General features: G+C 72.4%; 20 protein-coding genes and 1 pseudogene. 6 read left to right on the top strand and 15 right to left on the bottom strand.

Features of this window, described 5'->3' with window-relative positions; genetic code table 11:
• Positions 1 to 13: 13 nt before the first annotated feature.
• The 5 genes from AIIKEEIJ_RS04735 to AIIKEEIJ_RS04715 all read right to left on the bottom strand — a co-directional run bounded on the left by AIIKEEIJ_RS04735 (position 14) and on the right by AIIKEEIJ_RS04715 (position 8,940).
• Positions 14 to 808, bottom strand: a complete 795-nt coding sequence (locus AIIKEEIJ_RS04735; RefSeq protein ID WP_065922379.1) for a DNA-formamidopyrimidine glycosylase family protein — start codon at positions 806 to 808, stop codon at positions 14 to 16.
• Positions 808 to 5,325 (bottom strand): ATP-dependent helicase, encoded by a 4,518-nt coding sequence (locus AIIKEEIJ_RS04730; protein ID WP_161995063.1) that lies wholly within the window; start codon positions 5,323 to 5,325, stop codon positions 808 to 810. The genes AIIKEEIJ_RS04735 and AIIKEEIJ_RS04730 overlap by 1 nt, the downstream gene beginning before the upstream one ends.
• Before the next feature lie 95 nt (positions 5,326 to 5,420).
• Positions 5,421 to 5,984, bottom strand: a complete 564-nt coding sequence (locus tag AIIKEEIJ_RS04725; protein ID WP_161995062.1) for a hypothetical protein — start codon at positions 5,982 to 5,984, stop codon at positions 5,421 to 5,423.
• A 44-nt stretch (positions 5,985 to 6,028) separates the two neighbouring features.
• Entirely contained in the window at positions 6,029 to 7,399 is a 1,371-nt protein-coding gene (locus AIIKEEIJ_RS04720; protein ID WP_202916590.1) for an FAD-linked oxidase C-terminal domain-containing protein, read from the bottom strand.
• A complete protein-coding gene (locus AIIKEEIJ_RS04715; protein ID WP_161995060.1) occupies positions 7,396 to 8,940 on the bottom strand; it encodes an AMP-binding protein in 1,545 nt (514 codons plus the stop codon). The genes AIIKEEIJ_RS04720 and AIIKEEIJ_RS04715 overlap by 4 nt, the downstream gene beginning before the upstream one ends.
• A gap of 139 nt (positions 8,941 to 9,079) precedes the next feature.
• Between AIIKEEIJ_RS04715 and AIIKEEIJ_RS04710 the strand changes: the two genes are divergently transcribed.
• From AIIKEEIJ_RS04710 to AIIKEEIJ_RS04700, 3 genes are read left to right on the top strand one after another with little or no spacing between them, the layout of a single operon-like run.
• Positions 9,080 to 10,048, top strand: coding sequence for a hypothetical protein (locus AIIKEEIJ_RS04710; RefSeq protein WP_161995059.1), 969 nt, complete (start codon positions 9,080 to 9,082; stop codon positions 10,046 to 10,048).
• Between the two features lie 22 nt (positions 10,049 to 10,070).
• The gene (locus tag AIIKEEIJ_RS04705; protein ID WP_006939610.1) at positions 10,071 to 10,448 is read left to right on the top strand and encodes a hypothetical protein; all 378 of its coding nucleotides are present in this window, start codon (positions 10,071 to 10,073) and stop codon (positions 10,446 to 10,448) included.
• A complete protein-coding gene (locus AIIKEEIJ_RS04700) occupies positions 10,445 to 10,879 on the top strand; it encodes a pyridoxamine 5'-phosphate oxidase family protein (RefSeq protein WP_006939609.1) in 435 nt (144 codons plus the stop codon). The genes AIIKEEIJ_RS04705 and AIIKEEIJ_RS04700 overlap by 4 nt, the downstream gene beginning before the upstream one ends.
• 10 nt (positions 10,880 to 10,889) lie before the next feature.
• On the opposite strand, the gene AIIKEEIJ_RS04695 is transcribed toward AIIKEEIJ_RS04700, so the two are convergent.
• Both AIIKEEIJ_RS04695 and amaB read right to left on the bottom strand, forming a co-directional pair.
• The gene (locus AIIKEEIJ_RS04695; RefSeq protein WP_161995058.1) at positions 10,890 to 12,050 is read right to left on the bottom strand and encodes a hypothetical protein; all 1,161 of its coding nucleotides are present in this window, start codon (positions 12,048 to 12,050) and stop codon (positions 10,890 to 10,892) included.
• Positions 12,047 to 13,552 (bottom strand): L-piperidine-6-carboxylate dehydrogenase, encoded by a 1,506-nt coding sequence (gene amaB / locus AIIKEEIJ_RS04690; RefSeq protein ID WP_161995057.1) that lies wholly within the window; start codon positions 13,550 to 13,552, stop codon positions 12,047 to 12,049. The genes AIIKEEIJ_RS04695 and amaB overlap by 4 nt, the downstream gene beginning before the upstream one ends.
• 36 nt (positions 13,553 to 13,588) lie before the next feature.
• Here amaB and AIIKEEIJ_RS04685 point away from each other — a divergent pair, with 36 nt between their 5' ends.
• Positions 13,589 to 14,038, top strand: a complete 450-nt coding sequence (locus AIIKEEIJ_RS04685; RefSeq protein ID WP_006939604.1) for an Lrp/AsnC family transcriptional regulator — start codon at positions 13,589 to 13,591, stop codon at positions 14,036 to 14,038.
• Positions 14,039 to 14,104: 66 nt separating this feature from the next.
• Positions 14,105 to 15,448, top strand: coding sequence for an L-lysine 6-transaminase (gene lat, locus AIIKEEIJ_RS04680; protein ID WP_161995056.1), 1,344 nt, complete (start codon positions 14,105 to 14,107; stop codon positions 15,446 to 15,448).
• 39 nt (positions 15,449 to 15,487) lie between these two features.
• Here lat and AIIKEEIJ_RS04675 read toward each other — a convergent pair whose 3' ends face one another.
• Positions 15,488 to 17,317 carry a sensor histidine kinase gene (locus tag AIIKEEIJ_RS04675; protein ID WP_338020905.1) on the bottom strand — a complete coding sequence of 610 codons (1,830 nt, stop codon included), beginning with the start codon at positions 17,315 to 17,317 and terminating at the stop codon, positions 15,488 to 15,490.
• Between the two features lie 493 nt (positions 17,318 to 17,810).
• On the opposite strand from AIIKEEIJ_RS04675, the gene AIIKEEIJ_RS04670 reads away from it, so the two are divergent.
• Positions 17,811 to 18,644, top strand: a complete 834-nt coding sequence (locus tag AIIKEEIJ_RS04670) for a tyrosine-protein phosphatase (RefSeq protein WP_161995055.1) — start codon at positions 17,811 to 17,813, stop codon at positions 18,642 to 18,644.
• A 34-nt stretch (positions 18,645 to 18,678) separates the two neighbouring features.
• On the opposite strand, the gene AIIKEEIJ_RS04665 is transcribed toward AIIKEEIJ_RS04670, so the two are convergent.
• The 7 genes and pseudogenes from AIIKEEIJ_RS04665 to AIIKEEIJ_RS04635 form a co-directional block, all read right to left on the bottom strand.
• Positions 18,679 to 19,020 carry a VanZ family protein gene (locus AIIKEEIJ_RS04665; RefSeq protein WP_006939589.1) on the bottom strand — a complete coding sequence of 114 codons (342 nt, stop codon included), beginning with the start codon at positions 19,018 to 19,020 and terminating at the stop codon, positions 18,679 to 18,681.
• A complete protein-coding gene (locus AIIKEEIJ_RS04660) occupies positions 19,017 to 19,277 on the bottom strand; it encodes a hypothetical protein (protein ID WP_161995054.1) in 261 nt (86 codons plus the stop codon). The genes AIIKEEIJ_RS04665 and AIIKEEIJ_RS04660 overlap by 4 nt, the downstream gene beginning before the upstream one ends.
• The gene (locus AIIKEEIJ_RS04655; RefSeq protein ID WP_043801426.1) at positions 19,278 to 19,658 is read right to left on the bottom strand and encodes a DUF1707 SHOCT-like domain-containing protein; all 381 of its coding nucleotides are present in this window, start codon (positions 19,656 to 19,658) and stop codon (positions 19,278 to 19,280) included.
• 20 nt (positions 19,659 to 19,678) lie between these two features.
• Entirely contained in the window at positions 19,679 to 20,290 is a 612-nt protein-coding gene (locus AIIKEEIJ_RS34255) for a DUF1707 SHOCT-like domain-containing protein (protein WP_161995053.1), read from the bottom strand.
• 83 nt (positions 20,291 to 20,373) lie between these two features.
• Complete coding sequence (locus AIIKEEIJ_RS04645; RefSeq protein ID WP_006939582.1) at positions 20,374 to 22,170, bottom strand: acetyl/propionyl/methylcrotonyl-CoA carboxylase subunit alpha; 1,797 nt, start codon at positions 22,168 to 22,170, stop codon at positions 20,374 to 20,376.
• A gap of 120 nt (positions 22,171 to 22,290) precedes the next feature.
• Positions 22,291 to 23,733, bottom strand: coding sequence for a condensation domain-containing protein (locus tag AIIKEEIJ_RS04640; RefSeq protein ID WP_161995052.1), 1,443 nt, complete (start codon positions 23,731 to 23,733; stop codon positions 22,291 to 22,293).
• A 6-nt stretch (positions 23,734 to 23,739) separates the two neighbouring features.
• Positions 23,740 to 23,928: pseudogene (locus tag AIIKEEIJ_RS04635) on the bottom strand (SufE family protein); the annotation flags it as partial.
• Between the last annotated feature and the right edge of the window lie 103 nt (positions 23,929 to 24,031).

The raw sequence follows: 24,031 nt of genomic DNA, 5'->3' as shown, positions 1-24,031 counted from the left end.
GGGACGCGCCGGCTCAGCCGTCCCCGTCGCGCGGCTGACAGTGCGGGCACCAGTCGATCTTGCGATCCGGGTCGCTCGCCGACCCCAGCATGCCGGTCCGGATCGTGGTTCCGCACCGGCGGCACGGCTTGCCCGCGCGTCCGTATACCCATGTGCCCCGGCCGGGCCGGCGGTCGCCGGTGGTGATCCGGCTGACGCGGTCCCGGTTGAACACCAGCAGGCGGTGCGCCAGATCGACCCAGGCGGCCGCATCTCCCGCGTCCGCGACCGGTGTCGACGGGTGCACGCCCCGCAGGAAGCACAGCTCGCACCGGTACACGTTGCCCACCCCGGCCATCACCCGTTGATCGAGCAGCGCCAGACCGACGGGTCGGCCCGGATCGCGCATCAGGTTCGCGGCGGCGGCTGCCGGGTCCCAGTCCGGGCCGAGCAGATCGGGTCCCAGGTGTCCCACGGCCTCCTCCTCGCGGTCGCGGTCCAGCACCTCGACGATCCCGAGGTCGAAGCCCACGGCCTCGGCGTCCGCGACCGCGAGCACGATCCTGGCGTGATATCCCTGACGGCGCCAGCGGGTCCCGGGCGCGTGGACGTCCCACACCCCCTCCATCTTCAGGTGGGTGTGGAGGGTGTGCGCACCGACGCGGATCAGAAGATGCTTGCCCCGGGCGAGCACCTCGTCGACCACGGTGCCGGTCAGATCGACCGTCGCGTACCGGGGCACGCGGATGTCGCAGCGCGTCAACGGCTTTCCCGCGAGGGCGCGGCGCAGCCGGGTGGCCGCCTGGAAGACGGTGTCGCCCTCGGGCATCAGGCCCTCAACCGGAAACCGCGGGGGGTGGCCGAGAAGCCGGCCTCGGCGAGGAATTCCGCGAACAGGTGACCGTGAATGGAACTGCCGTCGACCTTCTCGACGACGAGCGTGTCGAGGCCCCCGCCCTTGACCGACCCGGCCAGTGACGCGCACGCACCGCGGAGTATCCCCGGGTCCTCGGTGAACGTCAGTACCGTGCGGCCGCCGCGTTCGACGAACAGACCCAGCTCGCCGTCGACGAGCACCACCAGCCCCCCGGCCTTGCGGCCGGGGCGGTGCCGCGGCGAGTCCTCGGGCGCCGCCGACTTCGGCCAAGGCAGTGCCGCGCCGTACGGGTTCGCCGGGTCGCACGCGGCCAGCGTCACCGCGGGTGTGCCGGTGTGGCGGCCCTCGAGCGACTCGCCGTAGGACCGCAACCGGTCCACGACCTCCGGGGTGGAGAACTGCGCACCGCCGAGCGTGTCGACGAAGTAGCCGCGGCGGCACCGCCCCGTCTCCTCGAACCGGCTCAGTACCTTGTACATAAGAGCGAAGCCGCCCGGCACGCCCTCGGCGACGACCGCGCCGCGGGTGACCACACCGTAGCGCTCGAGCAGCAGGTCCGCGGCGGCGTGGGCGCGCACCGTCGGATCGGTTTCCCGGTCGGGCAGCAGCGACCACCGCCCACCGACCGTCGGTGGCCCGGTCCGGCTCGGCAGCGCCGGACGGCCGCGGTACATCCGGGCGCGCGGGGCGCGTCGGGGCGTGCGGTGCGCGGGGGTCGCGCGGGAGGTGTCGCCGACGAGGGCGCGCAGCGCGGCCGGCGTGTCCCCCGAGACGAGGCCGGCCCACACGAGATCCCACAGTGCCGAGGCGGTTTCCGTGTCGGTGGTGCCGAGGGCCTCGGTGAGCTGACGGAAGAAGAACGCCCCGCCGCCCGCGAGCGTGTCCAGGATGCCGCGGTGGACGTCGGTCTGTTCGATCTCGGCCGCCGGCGCGAGGGTCAGGGGGGCGGTGTCGGTCAGGTGCAGCGACACCCAGCCGTCCTTGCCGGAGATCTGCCCCGACCCCGCCCACAGCACCTCGCCCGTCGTGGTGAGTTCGTCGAGCATCGCGGGGGAGTAGTCCCGCACCCGCGGCGCGAGGATCAGCGGCTCGAGAGCGCTCGCCGGCACCGGCACCCCGGCCAGTTGCTCGACGACCGCGGCCACCCCGTCCACCCCGCGCAGGCCGCCGCCCACGTGCTGCCACGCCGGCAGGAACCGGCCGAGGGTGGCGGTGCCGACCGGCTCCACCTCGTGTCGTGCCGCCGCGAGCGACCGTCGCCGCAGCCGCCGCAGCACCTCGGTGTCGCACCACTCGGCGCCCGTCGTGCCGGGCCGGAACTCACCTGCGCTGACCCGCTTCTCGGCGGCCAGCCGGTGCAGCACGTCCTGCACCACCGCGGTGCCGAGCCCGAACCGGGCCGCCGCCTCCGCCGCGGTGAACGGGCCGTGGGTGCGGGCGTACCGGCCGATCAGGTCGCCCAGCGGATCGGGCACCGGCTCGACGAACGCCGTCGGCACGCCGATCGGCAACGGCACCCCGAGCGCGTCCCGGAGACGCGAGGCGTCCTCGATGGCCGACCACCGCTCGTGGCCGGCGAAGGACACCTTCAGCACCCGTCGCTGCACATCCAGCTCGTCGAGCCATGCGGCGGGATCGGCCGTGGTGCGCTCGGCGATCTCGGTCTCGGTCAGCGGGCCGAGCAGCCGGAGCAGGTCCGCGACACCTTCGGCGTCGCGGGCCTTGCGGTCCGGGGCCAGGTGCTGCAGCTCCAGTTCGGCCCGGGCAATGACGTCGGCGTCGAGCAGTTCCCGCAGCTCCACACGCCCGAGCAGTTCGGCGAGCAGTGTCGAGTCCAGCGACAGGGCCGCGGCACGCCGTTCTGCCAGGGGGCTGTCGCCCTCGTACATGAACGCGCCGACGTAGTCGAACAGCAGTGAGGTCGCGAACGGTGACGCGGTGGCCGTCTCGACCTCCACGATGCGGACCTGCCGCCGGGCCACGCGGCCGAGCAGGTCCCGCAGGGCGGGCAGGTCGTAGACGTCCTGCAGGCATTCCCGCACCGTCTCGAGCAGGATCGGGAAGGTGGGGTAGCGACGGGCCACGTCGAGCAGCTGCGCCGAGCGCTGCCGCTGCTGCCACAGCGGCGCCCGCTTGCCGGGCGTGCGCCGCGGCAGCAGCAGTGCCCGCGCCGCGCACTCCCGGAAGCGGGAGGCGAACAGCGCCGAGCCGCCCACCTGCTCGGTGACCAGGTCCTCGATCTCGTCGGTGTCGAAGGCGAACACCTCCGCGCCGGGCGGGGCATCCTCGGTGTCGGGGAGCCGGACGATGATGCCGTCGTCCGAGGCCGTGGGCGCGGCCTCGACGCCGTACCGGTCGAGCAGCCGTGCGCCCACGGCGAGCGCCCACGGCGCGTGCACGCGCATCCCGTACGGGGAGTGCAGCACGAGGCGCCAGTCGCCGAGTTCGTCGCGGAACCGCTCGACCACCAGGGTCCGGTCGGTGGGCAGGCGGCCGGTGGCGTTGCGCTGCTCCTCGAGCAGCCGTGTCAGGTTGGCGGTCGCGTTGTCGTCGAGGCCGCCGCGACGGCACCGGGCGGCGGCGTCCTCCGGATCGGCGTGTCCCAGTTCGCGCACGAACGCCCCCAGGGCGGCGCCGAGTTCGGCCGGGCGGCCGACTCCGTCACCGTGCCAGAACGGCAGCCTGCCGGGCTGCCCGTAGGCGGGGGAGACCAGCACCCGGTCGAAGGTGATCTCCTCGATGCGCCAGCTCGTCGCGCCGAGCGCGAACACGTCGCCCACCCGGGACTCGTACACCATCTCCTCGTCGAGTTCTCCGACCCGGGTGGCCTTCTCGCCGACCATGTACACGGTGAACAGGCCGCGGTCGGGGATCGTGCCGCCCGAGGTGACGGCCAGCCGCTGCGCGCCCGGCCGGCCGGTGAGGGTGCCGGCGGTGCGATCCCACACCACCCGGGGCCGCAGCTCGGCGAACTCGTCCGACGGGTACCGCCCGGCCAGCAGGTCCAGCGTCGACTCGTACGCCGAGCGGGGCAGCGTCGCGAAGGAGCCGCTGCGCCGCACCGTGTCGAACCACTCGTCCACGTCGAGCGGCTCGAGGGCGACCGCGGCGACGGTCTGCTGGGCGAGCACGTCCAGCGGGTTGGCCGGCACCTGCAGGGCCTCGATGTGCCCGCCCACCATCCGTTCGACCGTGACCGCGCAGTGCACCAGGTCGGTGCGGTGCTTGGGGAACAGCACCCCGCGGGAGACCTCGCCCACCTGGTGGCCCGCCCGCCCGACGCGCTGCAGTCCGCTCGCCACCGACGGTGGTGCCGACACCTGGATCACGAGGTCGACCGCACCCATGTCGATGCCGAGTTCGAGGCTCGAGGTGGCGACGACGCAGCGCAGCCGCCCCGACTTCAGGTCGTCCTCGATCAGCGCCCGCTGGTCCTTGCTCACCGAGCCGTGGTGCGCCCGCGCCAGCAGCGGCTGCGCGCCGAACGCGACCTCGGTGGGCGCCCCGATCTGCGCCGGGGGCGGGGGCCGGCGGTCCACCGCCTCTCCCTCGCGTTCGGCGTGGATCTCGTTGAGCCGGGCCGTCAACCGCTCGGCGAGGCGGCGGGAGTTGGCGAACACGATGGTGGAACGGTGCGCGACGATGAGGTCGACGATCTGCTCCTCGACGTGCGGCCAGATCGACCCGGCCTGCGGAACCCCCGGCATCCCGTCGTCCGAGGGTTCCGGCTGCACGCCCAGTTCGGTCATGTCCTCGACGGGCACCCGCACCGTGAGATCCCACGTCTTGGCGGACGGCGGGGCGACGATGCGGATCGGCGCGGTCCCGGCGAGGAACCGGCCCACCTCCTCGTGCGGGCGCACCGTCGCCGACAGACCGATCCGCTGCGCCGGCCGCCCGAGCAGCAGATCGAGCCGTTCGAGAGAAAGAGCAAGGTGCGCACCGCGTTTCGTTCCGGCGACGGCGTGCACCTCGTCGACGATGACGGTCTCCACGCCGGCGAGCGTCTCGCGCGCTGCGGAGGTGAGCATGAGGAACAGCGACTCGGGGGTGGTGATGAGGATGTCCGGCGGGGTGCGGATCAGGGCGCGCCGGTCCGCCGCCGACGTGTCGCCCGAGCGTACGCCGACGGTGATCTCCGGCGGCTCGAGGCCGAGCCGCCGCGCGGTCTGGGTTATGCCGACCAGCGGCGAGCGCAGGTTCCGTTCCACGTCCACCGCGAGGGCCTTGAGCGGGGAGACGTAGAGCACGCGGGTGCCGGAGTGCTCGGTCGGGGTGGCCGCGAGGCGGTCGAGCGACCACAGGAACGCCGAGAGTGTCTTACCCGACCCGGTGGGGGCCACCACCAGGGTGTGCGCGCCGGACGAGATCGACTCCCAGGCCCCGAGCTGCGCGGCGGTCGGGGCCTCGAACGCGCCCGCGAACCACTGCCGGGTGGGCTCGGAGAAACGGGTCAGGACGTCGGTCACCGTTCCATGGTGCACCGCCGGTACGACACGCCGGAGGTTTCCCGGACGCCGCGCTCGTGCCGGTGGCCCCCGGCCGGCGGGTCGGGGGCCGGACGTCAGTCGGCCAGCGCGAACCGAGCGAGCTGCGCGCAGTGGTGAGCCGACCATCGGCACTTGCCGTTGCGCATCACGCGTCCGACGAGTGCGGCGGCGGCCGGCTCCCACGGTACGGCGGCGAACTGCGCGCGGCTGGCGGGTCCGGCGGACCAGCCGATCGACACGACCGGCCCGTCGGGGCGGAACCGCAGGTCCGAGTGGGCCGCCGCGAGCACGTCCACGCTCGTTCCGGCGGCCGCCTCGAGGTCGTCGACGGCCACGGTGACCCGGCCGCCGATCCGGCGGGGCTGCGCCGCCGGGGCCTCCACGTACAGCCCCGCGGCCTCGATCGCGCCGACGTGCACGCTCACCAGCGGTTCCGCCTCGATGGAGCCGTCGTGCGGCGGCAGGCACACCACCGACCAGTACTCGCGTTCACTCATCCTCGGGTTGGGCACCGCGGCGCGCACGTAGTCGCGCAGCCAGGCTGTCGCCGCGGCGAACTCCGGGTACTGCTCGAACGTCCGGTAGCGGGTGTCGCGCAGCGGCAGGCCCGCCGGCGACAAGGGCGTACGGGCGTTCACTGGATTCGGTCCTCACGCACGCGGCCACCGTACTCGATCTTGCTTCAGAGGATGACGCCCGGATTGAGGATGGATTCCGGGTCGAGCGCCGCCTTGATCCGCCGGGTCAGGGCCATCACGTCGGGACCCACCTGATCCGGCAGCCACGCCTTCTTCAGCCGGCCCACCCCGTGCTCCCCGGTGATGGTGCCGCCCAGCGCGATCGCCAGGTCCATGATCTGCCCGAAGGCCACGTGCGCGCGGGCCGTCTGGTCGGCGTCGGCGGGGTCGTACACGATCAGCGGATGGGTGTTGCCGTCGCCGGCGTGCGCGATCACCGCCACCGTCACCGCATTGCGGTCGGCGATCTCGGCGACACCCCCGACCAGTGCCGGCAGGGCCGGCAGGGGCACGCCGACATCCTCGAGCAGCAGGCTGCCGGTCCGTTCGACCGCCGGGATGGCCATCCGCCGCGCCGCCGCGAACGCCTCGCCCTCCTCGGGGTCGTCGGTCGAGAACACCTCCTCGGCACCGGCGTCCTCGCACGCCCGCACCATCGTCGCGATCTCCTGCGCCGAGGCCGTGCCGGGCGCGTCGGACCGGGCGATGAGCATCGCCTCGGTGTCGCGGTCCAGTCCCATGTGCAGCGCGTCCTCGACCGCATTGATCGAGGCGCGGTCCATGAACTCGAGCATCGCCGGGCGCAACGTGGCCGTCACGGCCAGCACCGCGTCGGCCGCGGCCTGGACCGAGCCGAACGTGGCGACCATCGTCGATGCCGGCGGTTGCGGCGGGAGGAGCCGCAGGGTCACCTCGGTGATGATGCCGAGGGTGCCCTCGCTGCCGACGAACAGCTTGGTCAGCGACAGGCCCGCCACGTCCTTGAGGCGGGGTCCGCCGAGCCGCACCGCGGTGCCGTCGGCGAGCACCACCTCGAGGCCGAGGACGTAGTCCGTGGTGACGCCGTACTTCACGCAGCACAGCCCCCCGGCGTTGGTCGCCGCGTTGCCGCCGATCGTGCACATCTCGAACGAGGACGGGTCGGGCGGATACCACAGCCCGTGCTCGGCCGCGGCCCGCTTGACCTCGGCGTTGAGCAGTCCCGGCTGGACGACCGCCGTGCGGGTGACCGGGTCCACGGTGATCGCCCGCATCCGCTCGGTGCTCAGCACGATCCCGCCCGGCACCCCGCCCGCCCCGCCGGACAGGCTGGTGCCCGCGCCGCGCGGCACCACGGGCACCCGGCGGGCGCTCGCCCATCGCAGTGTGGCTTGCACGTCCGCCGTGCGCGTGGCCCGCACGACCGCGCGCGGCACCGCCGCGTCCGGATCGCGGGCCCAGTCCTGCCGGTACCCGGCGAGCAGGTCCGGATCGGTGATCAGCGCGCCGGCCGGGAGCTGGTCGGCGAGCTCGGCGAGATCGGCGGACACGGTCAGCCTGCCGGGGTGAGGTAGCGGGCGCGCAGCTTGTGTTTGACGAGCTTGCCGGTGGGCGTGCGCGGCAGGTCGTCGGAGAAGTCGATGCTGCGCGGCGCCTTGAAGTGGGAGACGCGCTCGCGGACGAAGTCGAGGAGCTCGCGCTCGACCTCGGGTCCGGGCTCGACGCCGTCGGCGAGCTGGACGACGGCCTTGACCTCCTCGCCCATCTCCTCGTTGGGGACCCCGATCACCGCGACGTCGTACACCTTGGGGTGCAGGGTGAGGACGTTCTCCGATTCCTGCGGGTAGATGTTCACGCCGCCGGAGATGATCGTGAACGCGGCCCGGTCGGTGAGGTACAGGTAGCGCTCCTCGTCGAGGTATCCGATGTCGCCGCTGGTGGTCCAGGTCGGATGATCGGGGTGCGTCGCCTCCTCGGTCTTCTCCGGGTCGTTGTGGTACTCGAACGGCCGCTCGTCGCGCTCCCACCACACCGTGCCGGTGGCACCGACCGGCAGCTCGGCGCCGCTGTCGTCGCAGATGTGGACGACGCCCATCACGCCGTCGCGACCCACGGATCCCGGGTGTGCAAGCGCCTGCTCCGAGTCGATGAACGTGGCCCCCGCGCCCTCGGTGGAGGCGTAGTACTCGTACACGATCGGGCCCCACCACTCGATCATGGCGCGCTTGATCTCCGGCGGGCACGGCGCCGCCGCGTGGATGGCGACCTTCAAGCTCGACATGTCGTACTTGCCGCGCACCTCCTCGGGGAGCTTGAGCATCCGCACGAACATCGTCGGCACCCACTGGCTGTGGGTGACGCGGTAACGCTCGATCAGGGCGAGCGCCTCCTCCGGCTCGAACCGGTCCATGAGGACCACCGTGCCCCCGACGGACTGCACTACTCCGCAGAAGCGAAGCGGCGCAGCGTGATACAGCGGGGCCGGGCATAGGTACACCGACTCGGCATCGAAGCCGTACATCGGGGCGAACACCGCCGTGTAGGGGTCCGGGACGTCCTGGACCTGTCCCTCGGGCAGCTTCGGCTTGATGCCCTTGGGCCGGCCGGTGGTGCCCGAGGAGTAGAGCATGTCCTGACCACGCGGCTGCGACTCCAGCGGCGAGGCGTCGAATGCCGCGAGCGCGTGGGCGTAGTCGTCGAAGCCGGGCAGTGCACCGCCGTACACGAGCCGGCGGATCACGTTCGGGTAGGCCCCGGAACGGGTGTCGATCGCGGTCGCCGCGCCCGCCGAGGCGAGGAGCACCTTCGCGCCGCAGTCGTTGACCACGTAGGCGGCCTCGGCGGGGGTGAGGTGCCAGTTGACCACCGTGACGTACAGGCCGGAACGCAGCGCCGCCCAGTAGACCTCCATCACCCGCAGGTCGTTGTCCGAGATCAGCGCGATGTGGTCGCCCGGCTCGAGTCCGGCGGCGCGCAGGTATTTCGCGAGGCGGACGGAGCTCCCGTCGAGCTGCCGGTAGGTGAGCGACTCCCCGGTGGCGGGCCGCACGATGGCGGGCTTGTCGGGGGTCGTGGCGACGAAGTTCCCAGGAAACATGCCCCTTGGTCTACCACAGCTGTGGCCCGGGTCACGTGAGCCGAGAGGCGCTCGGCGCAACTGCTCGACCGGCCCGTCCGGTCGGCGTACCCTCACCCGCACGTGAACGGCACCGGAGCATGCGGACGGGAGGGACGACGTGGCGCTCGCTCTCAAGAAGGACCGCCTGGTGTTCGAGTTCCCCGAGGTGCACGCCGCCGCCCGCATGGCCGTCTCGTTCCACCGCACCCTGCGGGTGCCGGACGACGGCAACACCTACCCGTTGCCGCCCGGCCTGGGACGGTTCCCGCTGCGGACCGTCGCCGGACTCGACGACGCCCGGATACCGGACTCGTGGCGGTCCCGCGGCGGACTGGTGATGCCGATGTGGCAGTCGGAGGCGTGCTGGCTCGGGTTCGAGTCCCGGTACCCGTTCCTGGTGAAGGTCGCCGCCGGGGACGTCGACGCGCTCACCGGCGAAACCTGGTCGACGGTGCCGGACTTCGAACGCGAGGACTACCTCGAGGTGCCGGCGCAACCGTGGCTCGACGGCTTCGTCGTGGCGCAGGGGCGGGTGCGCCAGTTCGTCGCGATGCCGCTCGGTTCCGGCTACGGCGTCGAGGAGCAGCTGCGGTCCGGGCCGGCGCAGGGCGGGATCCGCATCGCGGCGTACCCCATGCGGGCGCGACGATGGGAGGAACGTGCCGAGTTCGACGCCCGGCGTCCGATGCACTCCTTCGCGCCGGCCGCGGCCATGGGGCTCGGTGCCGGCGGGTCCGTCGAGCAGGGCGTCGCCACCCCGGTCGAACCGCACGATGCGTGGGACCTCGACCACCGCTCGGTCGTCGACGTGCACCTGGTGAACAGCGAGCAGTGGCGCACGGTCACCGGGGAGGCCCCACCGACCCGGCCCCTGGCCGCCGCCGACTACACCGGGCGCGGATTCCCGTGGTTCGAGCTCTACGACGAGACCGTCGCGCGGCAGGGGGCGCAGCCGCTCGCGGACGTCGACACGGTCGCCGACGTCGGGCGGCGCCGCGGGGAGCCGTTGCCCGGCAACGAGACCGTCACGGTGCCCGAACCGATCCGGATCCGGCCGGCCCCGCGCGATCCCGGCCGCCGCGGATGATCCGGCGGTATCGTCTGTCGGCATGGGGCGGATCACCCAGCGCGTCGAACCGGAACCGCTTGCCGGCAGGCTGCTCGAGCACGGTCGGGCGGCGGTCGCGTTCGACGACGCCGGTGCGGTCACTGCGCTGCCCGCGCGGGTCCGGCGACGCGACGGCGAGTTGTGGGTCGGTGTGCCGCGGGAGTCGGTGCCGCCGTCGGCCGGTCTCGACCGGGTCACCGTCCTGCTCGACGACGGCGAATTCTGGTTCGAGCTGCGGGCGGTGAACTGGCGCGGACGCCTCGCCGCAGCGGATGCCCCCGCCCCCGACGGTCGCGAGGACCTCGCCTGGTTCGTGTTCACGCCCCGGCGGGCCACCGCGTGGGACTACGCGACCCTGCACGAGGAGCGGGACGCGTGAAGGCCGACGACGCCGTCGTGCGCGACTTCCTCGACCGTGCCCTCGTCGCGCGCCTGGCAACCCGCTCCCCGAAGGGCGCGGCGGCCCTGGCCCCGCTGTGGTTCGTGCAGGTCGACGGCCGGTTGTACTTCGGCACCGGTCGCAGCACCGTGGCGGCGCGCAACGCGGCCGCGAATCCCGACGTCGTGGTGCTGCTCGACGACGGCGAGCGGGGACCCGTCCTGCGGCTGCACGGCCGGGCCACCGTGCGGCCGGGCGGGCCACCGGCGACCGTCATGGCCCGCTTCGGCCGGAAGTACTACCTGGCCGGGTGGCGCTCGGAACTGTCCCACGCGCGGAGCTGGCTCCTGCGTACGCGGTACTACGGCCGGACCGAACCGGCCACGATCGTCGTCGAACCGGGGGAGGCCGAGCTGCTGCGGCGGCCCTGAGGGGTGCCTCTCACGACGGCGGTCCGGCGTTCACGGCTGCGACGTGCCGCAGCCACTCGGCGAGCGCCTGGAATCGCTGCCGGTCGGGATGGTGGAACACCACCGTGTCGGGATCCGCCGACGCCGGCGCGCCGTCCCGGCCGCTGCCCGTCACGATCCGGAGCATGCCGTCGGTCTGGGGCAGCGCCGGGCGGAACTGCACGTCCACCACGTCCCGCAGACGGATCCGCTTGGGCGTCAACGGAACCGGACCCAACGCCCGCGCCACGGGGCCCTCCCGCAGGATCCACAGCCGGTCGCCCTGCACGACGATCTGCCCGCCCCACCCGTGGTACCGGTGCATCGGCAGCACCGGGTCGGGCGGGTCGGCGACCGGGCCGGGCGCCAGCCGCGGCACGACCACCGGCGGTCCGTCCAGGACGCGCTCGTCGATCTCGTCGGCCGGCGTCACCGACACCGTCACCTCGGCCGCCAGCCGGGATCCGCTCACCGCGGCCCGCGCGGCGGTGCCGAGTCCACGCGCGGACAGGTGCGTCACGATCGGCAGCAGACGCGCACTGGACCGCCGGCCGAGGTATCCGCACGCCCGGTCGTCCACCCGCACCTCCACCAGCGCGCCGTCCGCCTCGTGGAGGGTGACGAGCAGGGCGTACTTGCCGGGCGGGTCGGCGTAGGGGTGCAGCAGGTCGAAGTGTCGTTCCTCCCCGGTGACCTGGAGGGTCCGGCCCGGGGGCAGCAGCGTGTAGGGCACGTCCGGAGGATCGTTGCGGGGCACCAGTCGGGCCGGGGCGCCGAGGCTGACCGAGACGCGGGCGATGACGCGGCTGCTGCGGGCCGGGTCGTCGTTGTAGGCGCCCGCATCGGCGGCCCAGATGCGGCCCGGCACGGTCGGCAGATACCCGCCTGCGACGACACGGCGGAGCACCGGCCCGTAGCGCAGCGCGTCGCCGTCGCCGAGGATGCCCAGCGTCAGCCCGTCCGCGCGCACGCTGACGCCGTGTGTCTCCGGCAGCAGGGACACCTCCCTCCGGATCTCGGCGCCGGCCGGCTCGAACGCCGCGCCGAGGGTCCGCACGATGTGGTCGGTCCACGCGAACTCGCCCTCGATCTCGGTGTCGAACCGGTCCGGTCGGCACCCCCACAGTCGGTACGGAACCAGCTTGTCGCTCAACCGAACTCCACACCCTGCGCCAGCGGCAGATCGTCGGAGTAGTTGATCGTGTTGGTGGCGCGGCGCATGTACGCCTTCCACGAGTCCGAACCCGACTCGCGGCCGCCGCCGGTCTCCTTCTCGCCGCCGAACGCGCCCCCGATCTCCGCGCCGGAGGTGCCGATGTTGACATTGGCGATGCCGCAGTCCGAGGCGGCGAGGAAGCGCTCGGCCTCGCGCTGGTCGGTGGTGAAGATCGACGACGAAAGTCCTTGGGGTACCCCGTTGTGCAGGGCGATCGCCTCGTCGAAGCCGTCGTAGGTCAGCACGTAGAGGATCGGGGCGAACGTCTCCTCCCGCACCACGTCCGTCTGCGCCGGCATCCGCACGACCGCGGGCCGGACGTACACCCCGTCACCGGGGACCTCGACCGCGTCGCCGCCCGTGACGAGAATGCCGCCGTCGAGTTCGGCGCGCTCGAGCGCGGTCCGCATCGCGGCGTGGGCACGGCCGTCGATCAGCGGTCCGACGAGCACCCCGTCGTCGAACGGATCGCCCACCCGCAGCCCCGAGTAGGCCTTGGCGATCCGCTCGGTCAGCTCGTCGACGACGGAGCGGTGGGCGATCAGCCGTCGCAGGGTGGTGCAGCGCTGCCCGGCGGTGCCGGCCGCGGCGAACACCACGGCCCGCACGGCGAGGTCGAGGTCGGCGGAGGGGCCGACGATCGCGCCGTTGTTGCCGCCGAGTTCGAGCAGGCAGCGCCCGAACCGCGCCGCCACCCGGGGCGCGACGATGCGGCCCATCCGGATCGAGCCCGTCGCGCTGACCAGCGCGACGCGCGGATCGTCGACCAGCGCCTCGCCGACGGCAGCGTCGCCGACCAGGACGTGGTGCAGGCCGGCGGGGGCGCCCACGTCGCCCGCGGCCCGCTCGAGCAGCGCGTGGCAGGCCAGCGCCGTGAGCGGGGTCTTCTCGGAGGGCTTCCACACCACCGGATCGCCGCACACGAGCGCGATCGCGGTGTTCCAGGACCACACGGCGACGGGGAAGTTGAACGCAGAGATCACCGCGACCACCCCCAGCGGATGCCACGTCTCCATCAGCCGGTGGCCGGGTCGCTCGGAGGGCATCGTGCGGCCGTAGAGCTGGCGCGAGAGGCCGACCGCGAACTCGCAGATGTCGATCATCTCCTGCACCTCGCCGAGCGCTTCGGAGGGGATCTTCCCGGCCTCGAGCGTGACGAGCTCGGCGAGATCGGACTTGTGCTCGCCGAGCAGGTCCCCGAGCCTGCGGACCAGCCGTCCCCGCATCGGCGCCGGGACCTGCCGCCAGTGCCCGAAGGCCGCGCTCGCCGCGGCGACCGTGGCGTCGACGTCCGCGCCGCGGGCGGGGTGCAACCGCGCGAGCTCCGAGCCGTCGATCGGGCTGGTGACCGTGTGGGCGCCGTCGAGGGCGGGGGCGCTCGCCCCGCAGCGACGCAGCGCGGCCGCGGCGCGATCGTGCAGATTGCCAGTCGGATTCATCGTCGATGTCCTTTCCGGTTCGATTAGCCTGCGCTGATGGCGGAAAACTCGAAGGAGTCCCTGGACGAGATCGACCGGCTGCTCATGCGCGAACTGGTGGTGGACGGCCGGGCGACGCTGGCCACTCTCGCCGAGAAGGCCGGATTGTCGATCTCCGCGGTGCAGTCCCGGGTTCGCCGCCTCGAAGCCCGGCAGGTGATCCGCGGATACGCGGCGAAGGTCGATCCCGAAGCGCTCGGGTTGATGCTGTCGGCGTTCGTCGCGATCACCCCTCTCGACCCGTCCCAACCCGATGACGCGCCGGCGCGGTTGCGGCACATCGACGCCATCGAATCCTGCCACTCCGTGGCGGGGGACGAGAGCTACATCCTGCTCGTGCGCGTCGCCTCGCCTCGGGCGCTCGAACAACTGCTCCAGGAGATCCGCGCGACGGCGAATGTGGCCACCCGCAGCACCGTCATCCTCCAAACATTTTACGAACGATAGTCGAAGGAAGGGGTGATCTTCCTTTATCGCGCCGATCTTGGCGGAACTTTGACGTACTCTCTGGGCATGAGCACTGCATTCCGACACCCGGACGGTGCCCGCGAGCTGCCCCCGAGCCGGGTACACGCCGTTCTGCGCGAACATCTGCTGGTGGACGGGTTCGACCTCGTCCTCGACCTCGACCGATCGCGGGGCGTGCGGCTCGTCGATCAACGGGACGGCACGACCTACCTCGACATGTTCGGGTTCTTCGCATCCTCCGCGCTCGGGATGAACCCGCCCGACATCGTCGACGACCCGGCGTTCGCCGCCGAACTCGCCGCGGCCGCCGCGAACAAGCCCAGCAACTCCGACATCTACACGGTGGCGATGGCCCGGTTCGTCGACACCTTCGCGCGGGTGCTCGGCGACCCGGCCCTGCCGCACCTGTTCTTCGTCGACGGCGGCGGGCTCGCGGTGGAGAACGCACTCAAGGCGGCCTTCGACTGGAAGAGCCGGCTCAACGAGGCGCGCGGACTCGGCTCCGACCTCGGGGGCAGCGTTCTCCACCTGACCGAGGCATTCCACGGTCGCACCGGCTACACGATGTCCCTCACCAACACGGACCCGATCAAGACGGCCCGGTACCCCAAGTTCCGCTGGCCGCGCATCGACGCGCCCTACCTCGCCGACGACCGCGACGTCGAGGCCGCGGAGGCGCATGCGCTGCAGCAGGCGCGCCGGGCGTTCGCCGAGAATCCGCACGACATCGCGTGTTTCATCGCCGAACCCATCCAGGGCGAGGGCGGCGACCATCACTTCCGGCCGCAGTTCTTCCAGGCCATGGCGGAACTGTGCCGCCGGCACGATGCGCTGCTGATCTTCGACGAGGTGCAGACCGGCGTCGGGCTGACGGGAACCACCTGGGCGTACCAGCAGTTCGGCGTCGCACCCGACATCGTCGCCTTCGGTAAGAAGACCCAGGTCTGCGGCATCATGGCCGGCGGCCGGATCGACGAGATCCCCGACAACGTCTTCATGGTCTCGTCGCGGCTCAACTCCACCTGGGGTGGCAGCCTGACCGACATGGTCCGCGCCCGGCGCATTCTGGAGGTGATCGAGCGGGACCGGCTCGTCGACCGGGCGCGCATGACCGGGGCGCATCTGCTGTCCGGGCTGAACCAGCTCGCCGGCCGCCACCGGCTGGTCGGCGAGCCGCGCGGACGCGGCCTGATGTGCGCGTTCACCCTGCCCACGCCCACCGTCCGCGACGCCGTGCTCACCCGCCTGCGGGTCGACGAGCACGTGCTGATGATCGGAACCGGGCAGCGCGGCATCCGGTTCCGGCCGCCGCTGACGGTCACCACCGCCGAGTTGGACGAGGCGCTCGACGCGCTGGACCGCGTGCTGGGAGAGGTGGCACGGCACTGATCCGCCGGGCCGGGAACCGTCCGGCAGAGTCGGACCCGGTCAGGACTCGACGTCGAGGTGGAACGGGAGCGTGACGTCGACGGTCGTGCCGCGGCCCTCGGGACTGTCGAGCACGAGGTCGCCGCCGAGAGCCTCGGTCCGATCCCGCAGCCCGTCCAGCCCCCCGCCGGGCGTCGGCCGCGCGCCACCGCATCCGTCGTCACGGATCGTCACGCGCAGCGCATCACCCGCCCGGTGCAGGCAGATGCGGACGGCAGTGGCCCCGGAGTGCTTTCCGGCATTGGTGACGGCCTCCGCCCCGATGAGGTACGCGGCGAGCTCGACGGGAGGCGAGGGCCGGCCGGGGAGGCCGTCGTCGATGCCGACGGGCACGGGTGCCCGCTCGGCCAGCGAGCGCAGCGCAGCCGCGAGCCCGCGCTCGGTGAGCACCGCCGGGTAGACACCCCGGGCGAGCTCCCGCAGTTCCGTCAGGGCGGTGTCGAGTTCGGCGGCACCGTCCGCGAGCAGCCGGCGCAGATCGGCCTCCTCCCCGGCGCGCTGGGCGCGGCGCAACAACAGCGACGCGGCGACGAGCCGTTGCTGCGCACCGTCGTGCAGGTCGCGCTCGAGGCGTCGCCGCTGGATGTCGCCGGCCGCGACGATCCGTTCGCGGGAGCGCCGTACCTCGTCGAGCCGGAGCTGCAGGTCCGCCTGCAACCGTTCGTGCTCGAGAGCCAGCGCGGTGGCGCTGTGGACCGCGGCGAGCAGCTCGGGTTGGGTCTCGAGGGACGGGTCGTACACCAAGGCCCCCACGGGAGTGCCGCCGCGTTCGAGGATGGTCGCCGCGCGAGAATCGGAACGGCGGGGAAGAGCGTGGACCGACCCGTCCGGATCGACGTAGGCCGCGCGCTCCGGCGCATAGGTCCACAGCACCAGGCTCGGGTCGTGCACGGCCCGCCGCAGCGCGTCCACGAATCCGACACCGATGGGGGCGGAACCGATCTCCACCATCGCGTCGCTGACCGCAGCACGCGCCAGCCGGTACCGGACGAGACCGACCGCCACCGCCAGCGGAAACAGCGCCGTGGTCGGGTAGCGCAGGTTGAGCACCCAGGTCGGCGGCGACCACGGAAGACTCACCGCGCTGGAGAGCACGGCGAGCGTGATTACCGCCGAGAGGCCGTACGCGACGCCGAGGGGAGCGAACCCGGACCGGTACGCCGGCGACCCCGACCGCCAGCGCGCGACCACCACCACCACGAGTGTCACCACGATCAGGAAGGCGCAGAACCCGACGACGAGCTGCACGATCCGTGCGAGGGACGGATCATCGCGCAGGAGAAGCAGATTCGTCGACGTCGACGGGGACGCCGCGGGTGCGGTCCGCGGATCGAAGAACAGCCACTCGGCCACGATGCCGATCGTGGCGAGAAGCCACGCGGCGCCCACGAACAGACGCTGCCACCGTCGGTGCAGCCGGCCGGTCGGGAACCCCACGAGGGCCTGGAGCAGGACGGGCAGGTACAGGTTCGTCGCCGCCACGCCGACGGTGAAGGCCACGGGTTCGCCGGAGCGTCGCAGACCACCGAGGAACCACAGCAGGCCGGCGATGAGGACGAGGGGACCGGTCAGGTCGTGCGGGCGGGTGTTCCACGCGATCGCGCCGGCCACGACGAACGCCACACCGGCGCCGAGGAACAACCCGAGTTCGGTCGGGCCGAACACCGGCAGGAACGGGCCCTCGGCGGCAGCGAAGGACTCGCGCGGCCCGAGGAGCAGCGTGCGGGCCGGATCCCGCAGCGCCGCCGGCGACCAGTCCACCGCCGCGGCGATCGCCGCGACCAGCACCGCGGTGACCACGACGAGCAGCTGGATGACTCGGTGCCGCACGGCCGGCCTCCTCCCGGACCGTCTCGGTCTCCTCCCGGACCGTCTCAGTCTCCTCCCGCGCCGTCGCCGGCACCACCGTGCTGGCACGGACCGCGTGCGGGTGTCACCACGGTCCCGCATTCCGGTGTCACCACGGATGCAGCGACGGGGGCCGAACCGCACAGTTGTGGTGGGTCCGGAACCCGCCGGGCCGCACGGAAGCGGTAGCGGTAGCGAGAGCGCCGCAAGAACCGAAGGAGACGGCAATGCGGTTCACCATCATCGTGAATGCCCTCACGAACCTGCTGCCGCTCGTGTTGCCCGACGACGCGAGCATCAAGGACGTCATCCGCGCCCTCACGCGGTAGTGGGTGGGTCCTGTGACACTCGGCTGCCGGCGAATCCGGCACTCGCGTCGATCGCCCGGATCTCCGCGTGCGCCCGGCGTCGCTCCGGCGGATCGGACCGGGTGCACCGATCCGGACGGGTGAACCGACCCGGTTAGGGTGGGCGCATGTCGGACTCCGCCGGTCGTCCCGGTACCCCCACCTCCCGAGGGCCGATGCCCGGTCCCGAAGCGACCTCGATACCGAACCTGCGCGATGTCGGTGGATACGCCACGCGCGACGGTGCGTCGGTGCGCCGGGGCATCGTCTTCCGGTCCACCGACCTGAGCCGGGTGACCGACGCCGATGCGCGGGTGCTGTCCGGGCTCGGCCTGGCGACTGTCGTGGACCTGCGGACCGAACCGGAGCGGCAGGCGGCGCCGGACCGGCTCCCGGAGGGTGTGCGTACCCTCGCCCTCGACGTGCTCGCCGACCGCGAGCACGGTTCGATCGCCGCGCACATGAAGGAGCTTCTGACCGACGCCGCGTTCGCCCGCGAGGTCCTCGGGGACGGGCGCGGCGCCGAATACCTGCGGGGCAGTTACCGTGACTTCGTCCTGCTGCCGAGCGCCCGCGCCGCATACCGGACGTTGTTGCAGACCCTGCTGACCGGCGACGCCGACCCGGTGCTCGTGCACTGCACCACCGGCAAGGACCGCACGGGGTGGGCGTCGGCCGTCCTGCTGCTCGCGCTGGGCGTGGACGAGGACACCGTCTTCGAGGACTACCTGCTCACCAACGAGCGGCTGCTGCCGGTGTTCGCCCCGGTCCTCGAAGCGCTCACGGCGAAGGGGGTGCCCCGCGGGGACCTCGAATCCGTCCTCGGTGTCCGCGCCGAGTACCTCGCGACGGCGCTCGCGGCGGCGGAGGAGGCGTTCGGGTCGTTCGACCGCTACCTGAGCGACGCCCTGGGGCTCACGGACTCCGCTCGGGCGCTGCTACGGCAACGACTCCTGGAATGAGGGCCGGGGGAGCGGACGGCGCAGGCGCCGGGCCCTACGGTTCCGAGCGACTCCGTCGGCGTACGGCCTCGAACACCGTGACACCGATCGCCACGCCGAGCAGATCCGCGCACCAGTCCCACACCGACCCCGACCGCCGGACCGCGACGGTCGCCTGCAGGACCTCCGTGACCACCCCGTACACCGCGAGCCACGCGACGGTCGCGGCGGGCGGGATCCGGGCGAAGCGGGACGCGTAGGCGAGCACCGCGAACATCAGTGCGTGCGTGATCTTGTCGGCGTGCGGGAACGCCGACGGAGTCGTATCGCCCGGCAGCATGAGCAGCACGGTGACGACCACGAGCGTGAGCGCCACCGGGACGAATCGGGCGGTCATGCAGATTCGGTGACCGCCATGTTCCAGGCGCTTTCGGCGAACCGGCGCACGGCGGCCAACGCGGCGGCCAGCGCATCCTCGCAACCGGGTTCGGCCGACCCGGTCAGTGTCCCGTCGGGCCGGAGTTCCACGGTGGCTTCGACATCGGCGGTCGTCGCCTCCCGCACCGACCAGTGGTAGCCCGTGCCGGCGGCCCACTCGTCGGGGCGTTCGGCGAGCAGGTACCAGTTGCCGGCGTTGATCTCGACGGGGTCCACTCAGCAGCCGCCCTTCGTGCCCTTGGTCGCGGAGTACAGGATGCCCGCGGCCGGGATCAGCAGGAACCACAACCAGCTGCCGGAGACGAAGAACAGCAGGAGGGCGACGAGGGGGATCAGCCCCATGGCGGCGGTGCGCCACCTCTCCCGCTGCTCGGCCTTCGCGGTGTCGTCCACCGGCGCAGGCGTGTTCGGGGTCGCCGGGGGAAGGTCGGTGAACAGGGCGTCGAGTTCGGCGCGGGTGGTGGCGGCGGCCGCCTTCGCGCTGCGCTCGTCGAACTCGACGAGGGTGAGCCTGCCCGCACCGAAGTGCTCACCGAGCAGGTTCAGTGCCTGTTCGCGTTCGACGGTGCCGATGCGGACCTCGGGAGAGTCGGCCATGGGTCCACACTAATGGGTCGTCAGCGACCGGTCCCGCCGGTCCCGGTCCGGAATGCCCGGGAGATGATCAGGATCAGCGCGACGGCGGAGATCAGCAGCGCGATGGGGTGCCGCAGCACCAGCGCCGGCGCGACGGCGAACATGCTCATCGTCAGCAGCCACACCAGGTCCGGGACGTCGCGCGTCGCGGATGGCTGTGGGTCCCGGAAGTGCGGGTCCCGGGCGGCGGGGGCGGGGAGCGGCGGGACGTCGCGGAGAAAGGCCGGCTCGGCCGTGCGCGGTCGTCCGCCGCGGGCGCGGGCGGCAAGGACGGCGACGGTGGCGGCGACCGTCGCGCCCGTCATGATCCACACGTTCGGTTCCAGGAGTTGGTAGAACGCGACCAGTCCGAGGACCACCACCGGGACCAGAAGCCACCACCCGCGCCGGTGCCCGTCGGCCCGGCCGGTGACGGTGGGCAGGTCGATGAACAGGACCGCGAGATCGCGGCGGGTGACGGCGGCGGCGATGCGGCCGCTGCGGTCCTCGAACTCGGTGAGGGTGAGGCGACCGGCACCGAAGTGCTCGCCGAGCAGGCGCTGGGCCTGTTCGCGCTCGGCCGTGCCGATACGGACCTCCGGTGAATCGGCCATATCACCACCCTAGTCCCGGAACGAACGACGGCGCGCCCCGTGAATCCGAGGATTCGCGGGGCGCGCCGTCGCAGGCGGAACTGCTACTTGAGCTCGGCGAGCACCGTGCCCTGGGTGATGGCGGCGCCGGGCTCGACCGACAGGCCGGTGACGACGCCGGCCTTGTGCGCGTTGACCGGGTTCTCCATCTTCATGGCCTCGAGCACCACGATCAGGTCACCCTCGGCGACCTCCTGACCCTCGGAGACCGCGACCTTGACGACGGTGCCCTGCATCGGCGCGGTCACCGCGTCACCGGAGGCCTTGCCGCCGTGGGCGCCGCCCCGCTTGCGCGGCTTCGGCTTCTTGCGGAGCGCCCCGCCGGCGGCACCGCCGCCGGCGCCGAGGGTGAACTGGCCGGGCAGCGACACCTCGACGCGGCGGCCGCCGACCTCGACGACGACGTTCTGCCGCGGCAGCGCCTCGTCCTCGTCCTCGGGGGCGACCCCACCGCCGGTGTACGGCTCGACGGTGTTCTCCCACTCGGTCTCGATCCACTTGGTGTAGACGTCGAACTTCTCGCCGTCCCCGACGAAGGCGGGGTGCTCGACGATGTGCCGGTGGAACGGGATCACGGTGGCCAGGCCGTCGACCTCGAACTCGGCGAGGGCGCGGCGAGCACGCTCGAGGGCCTGGGTGCGGGTCTCGCCCGTGACGATCAGCTTGGCGAGCATCGAGTCGAACTGGCCGCCGATGACGTCGCCCTGCACCACACCGGAGTCGACGCGCACGCCCGGGCCCGAGGGCTCGCGGTACACGCTGATCGGACCGGGGGCCGGCAGGAAGCCGCGGCCGGCGTCCTCACCGTTGATGCGGAACTCGAACGCATGCCCGCGCGGGGCCGGGTCCTCGGTGAGCTCGAGCTTCTCGCCGTTGGCGATGCGGAACTGCTGGCGCACCAGGTCGATGCCGGCGGTCTCCTCGGTGACCGGGTGCTCGACCTGCAGGCGGGTGTTGACCTCGAGGAAGGACACCGTGTCGCCCTGGACCAGGTACTCGACCGTGCCGGCGCCGTAGTAGCCGGCCTCGCGGCAGATGGCCTTGGCGGACTCGTGGATGCGGCGGCGCTGCTCGTCGGTCAGGAACGGCGCGGGGGCCTCCTCGACGAGCTTCTGGAAGCGGCGCTGCAGCGAGCAGTCGCGGGTGCCGGCGACGATGACGTTGCCGTGCTGGTCGGCGATGACCTGCGCCTCCACGTGGCGCGCCTTGTCGAGGTACTGCTCGACGAAGCACTCGCCCCGGCCGAAGGCGGCGATGGCCTCGCGGGTCGCGGACTCGAACAGCTCGGGGATTTCCTCGATGGTGTGCGCGACCTTCATGCCGCGGCCGCCACCACCGAAGGCCGCCTTGATCGCGACCGGCACGCCGTACTGCTTCGCGAACTCGACGACCTCGTCGGCGTTCTTGACGGGATCCTTGGTGCCGGCGGCCATGGGTGCCTTGGCGCGCTCGGCGATGTGCCGCGCGGTGACCTTGTCGCCGAGGTCGCGGATGGCCTGCGGGGAGGGGCCGATCCAGATCAGACCGGCGTCGATCACGGCCTGCGCGAAGTCGGCGTTCTCGGACAGGAAGCCGTAGCCGGGGTGGATCGCGTCGGCACCGGACTTGCGGGCGGCGTCGAGGATCTTGTCGAACACCAGGTAGGACTCGGCGGAGGTCTGGCCACCGAGCGCGAATGCCTCGTCGGCGAGCTTCACGAACTGGGCGTCGGCGTCGGGTTCTGCGTAGACGGCCACGCTCCCGTAACCGGCATCCTTGGCGGCTCGGATGACCCGCACAGCGATCTCGCCGCGGTTGGCGACGAGCACCTTCGTGATGTGCGCGCTGGCATGACTGGGCACGGAGCCTCCTGTTGATCGATCGTTAGGTTATTGCCGTCTCTGGGAGTGTAGGCGCCAATCCGATAGACGATGTAACCGGATAGCCCCTACACCCTACGGGTCGCCCGGAACCCGGCAACATTACCGGCCGGTAGCGGAAGCGCCCTCGTTCCCGAGTTCCGGCGTGTCCCACTCGCGGCCCTCGCTCGCCTCGTGCATCAATTCCCGGACCCGCTCGACGAACGACGGCACGTTGGCCGCGGCGGTCGGCGTGTCGGGAAACCGGCCCGCCAGGTTCACTCCCTTCGGGCTGCGGTTGAACCACAGGAACACGTCGTGCGTGTAGCTGCGGCTGCGCAGCGTCCGGGCGTTCCACTGCGGCCACTGCGCGGCCATGGGGACGAAGCGAACGTCCATGTAGGACACCAGGAATCGCGGTCGCATGGGTACCTCGAGCAGTTCGCCGACCAGGTCGAACGGCACCCGGGCGCTCGCCCGCGTGCGGCGCAGCTCGGCGCCCGCGCGCGCCGTGAGCGTCGCGAAGTCCGTGGCCCCGGCCGCATCGATGTCGACCGGGCGCAGCCCCACGAACCAGCCGAGGGCCCCGGCCCACATCGGACCGCTGCGGGTGTGGGACGGCGCGATCGTCCGGAACCGGTCGACCCCGGCGAGCTCGACCGTGGCGCGGGCGAGGCACGCGAGCGTGCCGGCGAAGAAGCCGTGCCCGGCCTCCCGGCAGCGGGCGGCGAAGCGGTTGGCCCGGTCGTCGTCGAGCATCCGCATCGACAGACGGCGCTGCGGCACCGCACCGGCCGGCCGGGGGCCGAGGGGCAACGGGAACTCGGGCATCGCGCCGCCGCCGGCGGTCAGGGCCTCCCGCCAGATCCGCACGGCCTCGTGCTCGCCGGCCAGATCGGCGGCGTCCGCCCGCTCCGCGGCACCGAAGTCGATGTAGCTGCCCACGGGGAACAGTCCGGCCGGCCGGCCGGACCGCTCCTGCTCGTACAGGGCCGTGATCTCGTGGGCGACCAGCACGACCGAGTAGGCGTCGGCGACGGCGTGGTCGGCGGCGAAGAACACCGTGAACGACGCCGCGGACGCGTCCCCGTCCTCGGGCTCGAGGGTGGCGAAGACATACGCCGGCCACGTGTGCGGCTCGGTGCAGTCGGCCAGCAGTTGCTCGAGGTGCTCGCGGATGTCGTCCGGGGCGGACGGCAGGTGCCGGACGAATCGGACCGACACCGCGCCCGGCGGCGCGGTCCGCCGGGTCACGCCGCCGGAGCCGACGGCGCCGTCACCGCTCAGGACGACCTGGCTGCGCAGCGGTTCGTGCCGGTCGATCCACCGCTCCAGGGCGCGCCGGAACGGCTCCTCCTCGAGGCGTCCCGCGACCTCGAAGGCGGTGCCCAGCCACGCGTCCGGGACGTCGCCGTACCGGCTGCCCGCGGTGCGCCGCAGATGTGCCTCGTGCACGTACGACACCGGTCGCGGATCGGTGCTCCAGGCATCCGCTGCGACGCACGGCAGCCATTCGGTCAGTACACCCGCCGGGATGGGGTAGTCCTCGAGTTCGGTGAACTCCATGGCATCTCAGGAACGCAGATGCCGCTTGATGCGTGCCAGCATCGCGCTCATTCCCCGCAGGCGCAGCGGGCTGACCGCGTCGGCCAGCCCGAGGGCCGAGTAGAAGTCGTCGGGCACCTCGAGGATCTGCTCGGCGCTGAGACCGTCGAGCCCCTGATGCAGGATCGATGCGAATCCGCGGGTGGTCGGGGCCTCGGGGAATGAGCGCGATGCTGGCACGCATCAAGCGGCATCTGCGTTCCTGAGATGCCATGGAGTTCACCGAACTCGAGGACTACCCCATCCCGGCGGGTGTACT

The organism is Rhodococcus sp. YH1, from assembly GCF_009939605.1.
Lineage (GTDB): Bacteria > Actinomycetota > Actinomycetes > Mycobacteriales > Mycobacteriaceae > Rhodococcus > Rhodococcus aetherivorans.
This window is presented reverse-complemented; position numbering and strand designations above follow the sequence as displayed.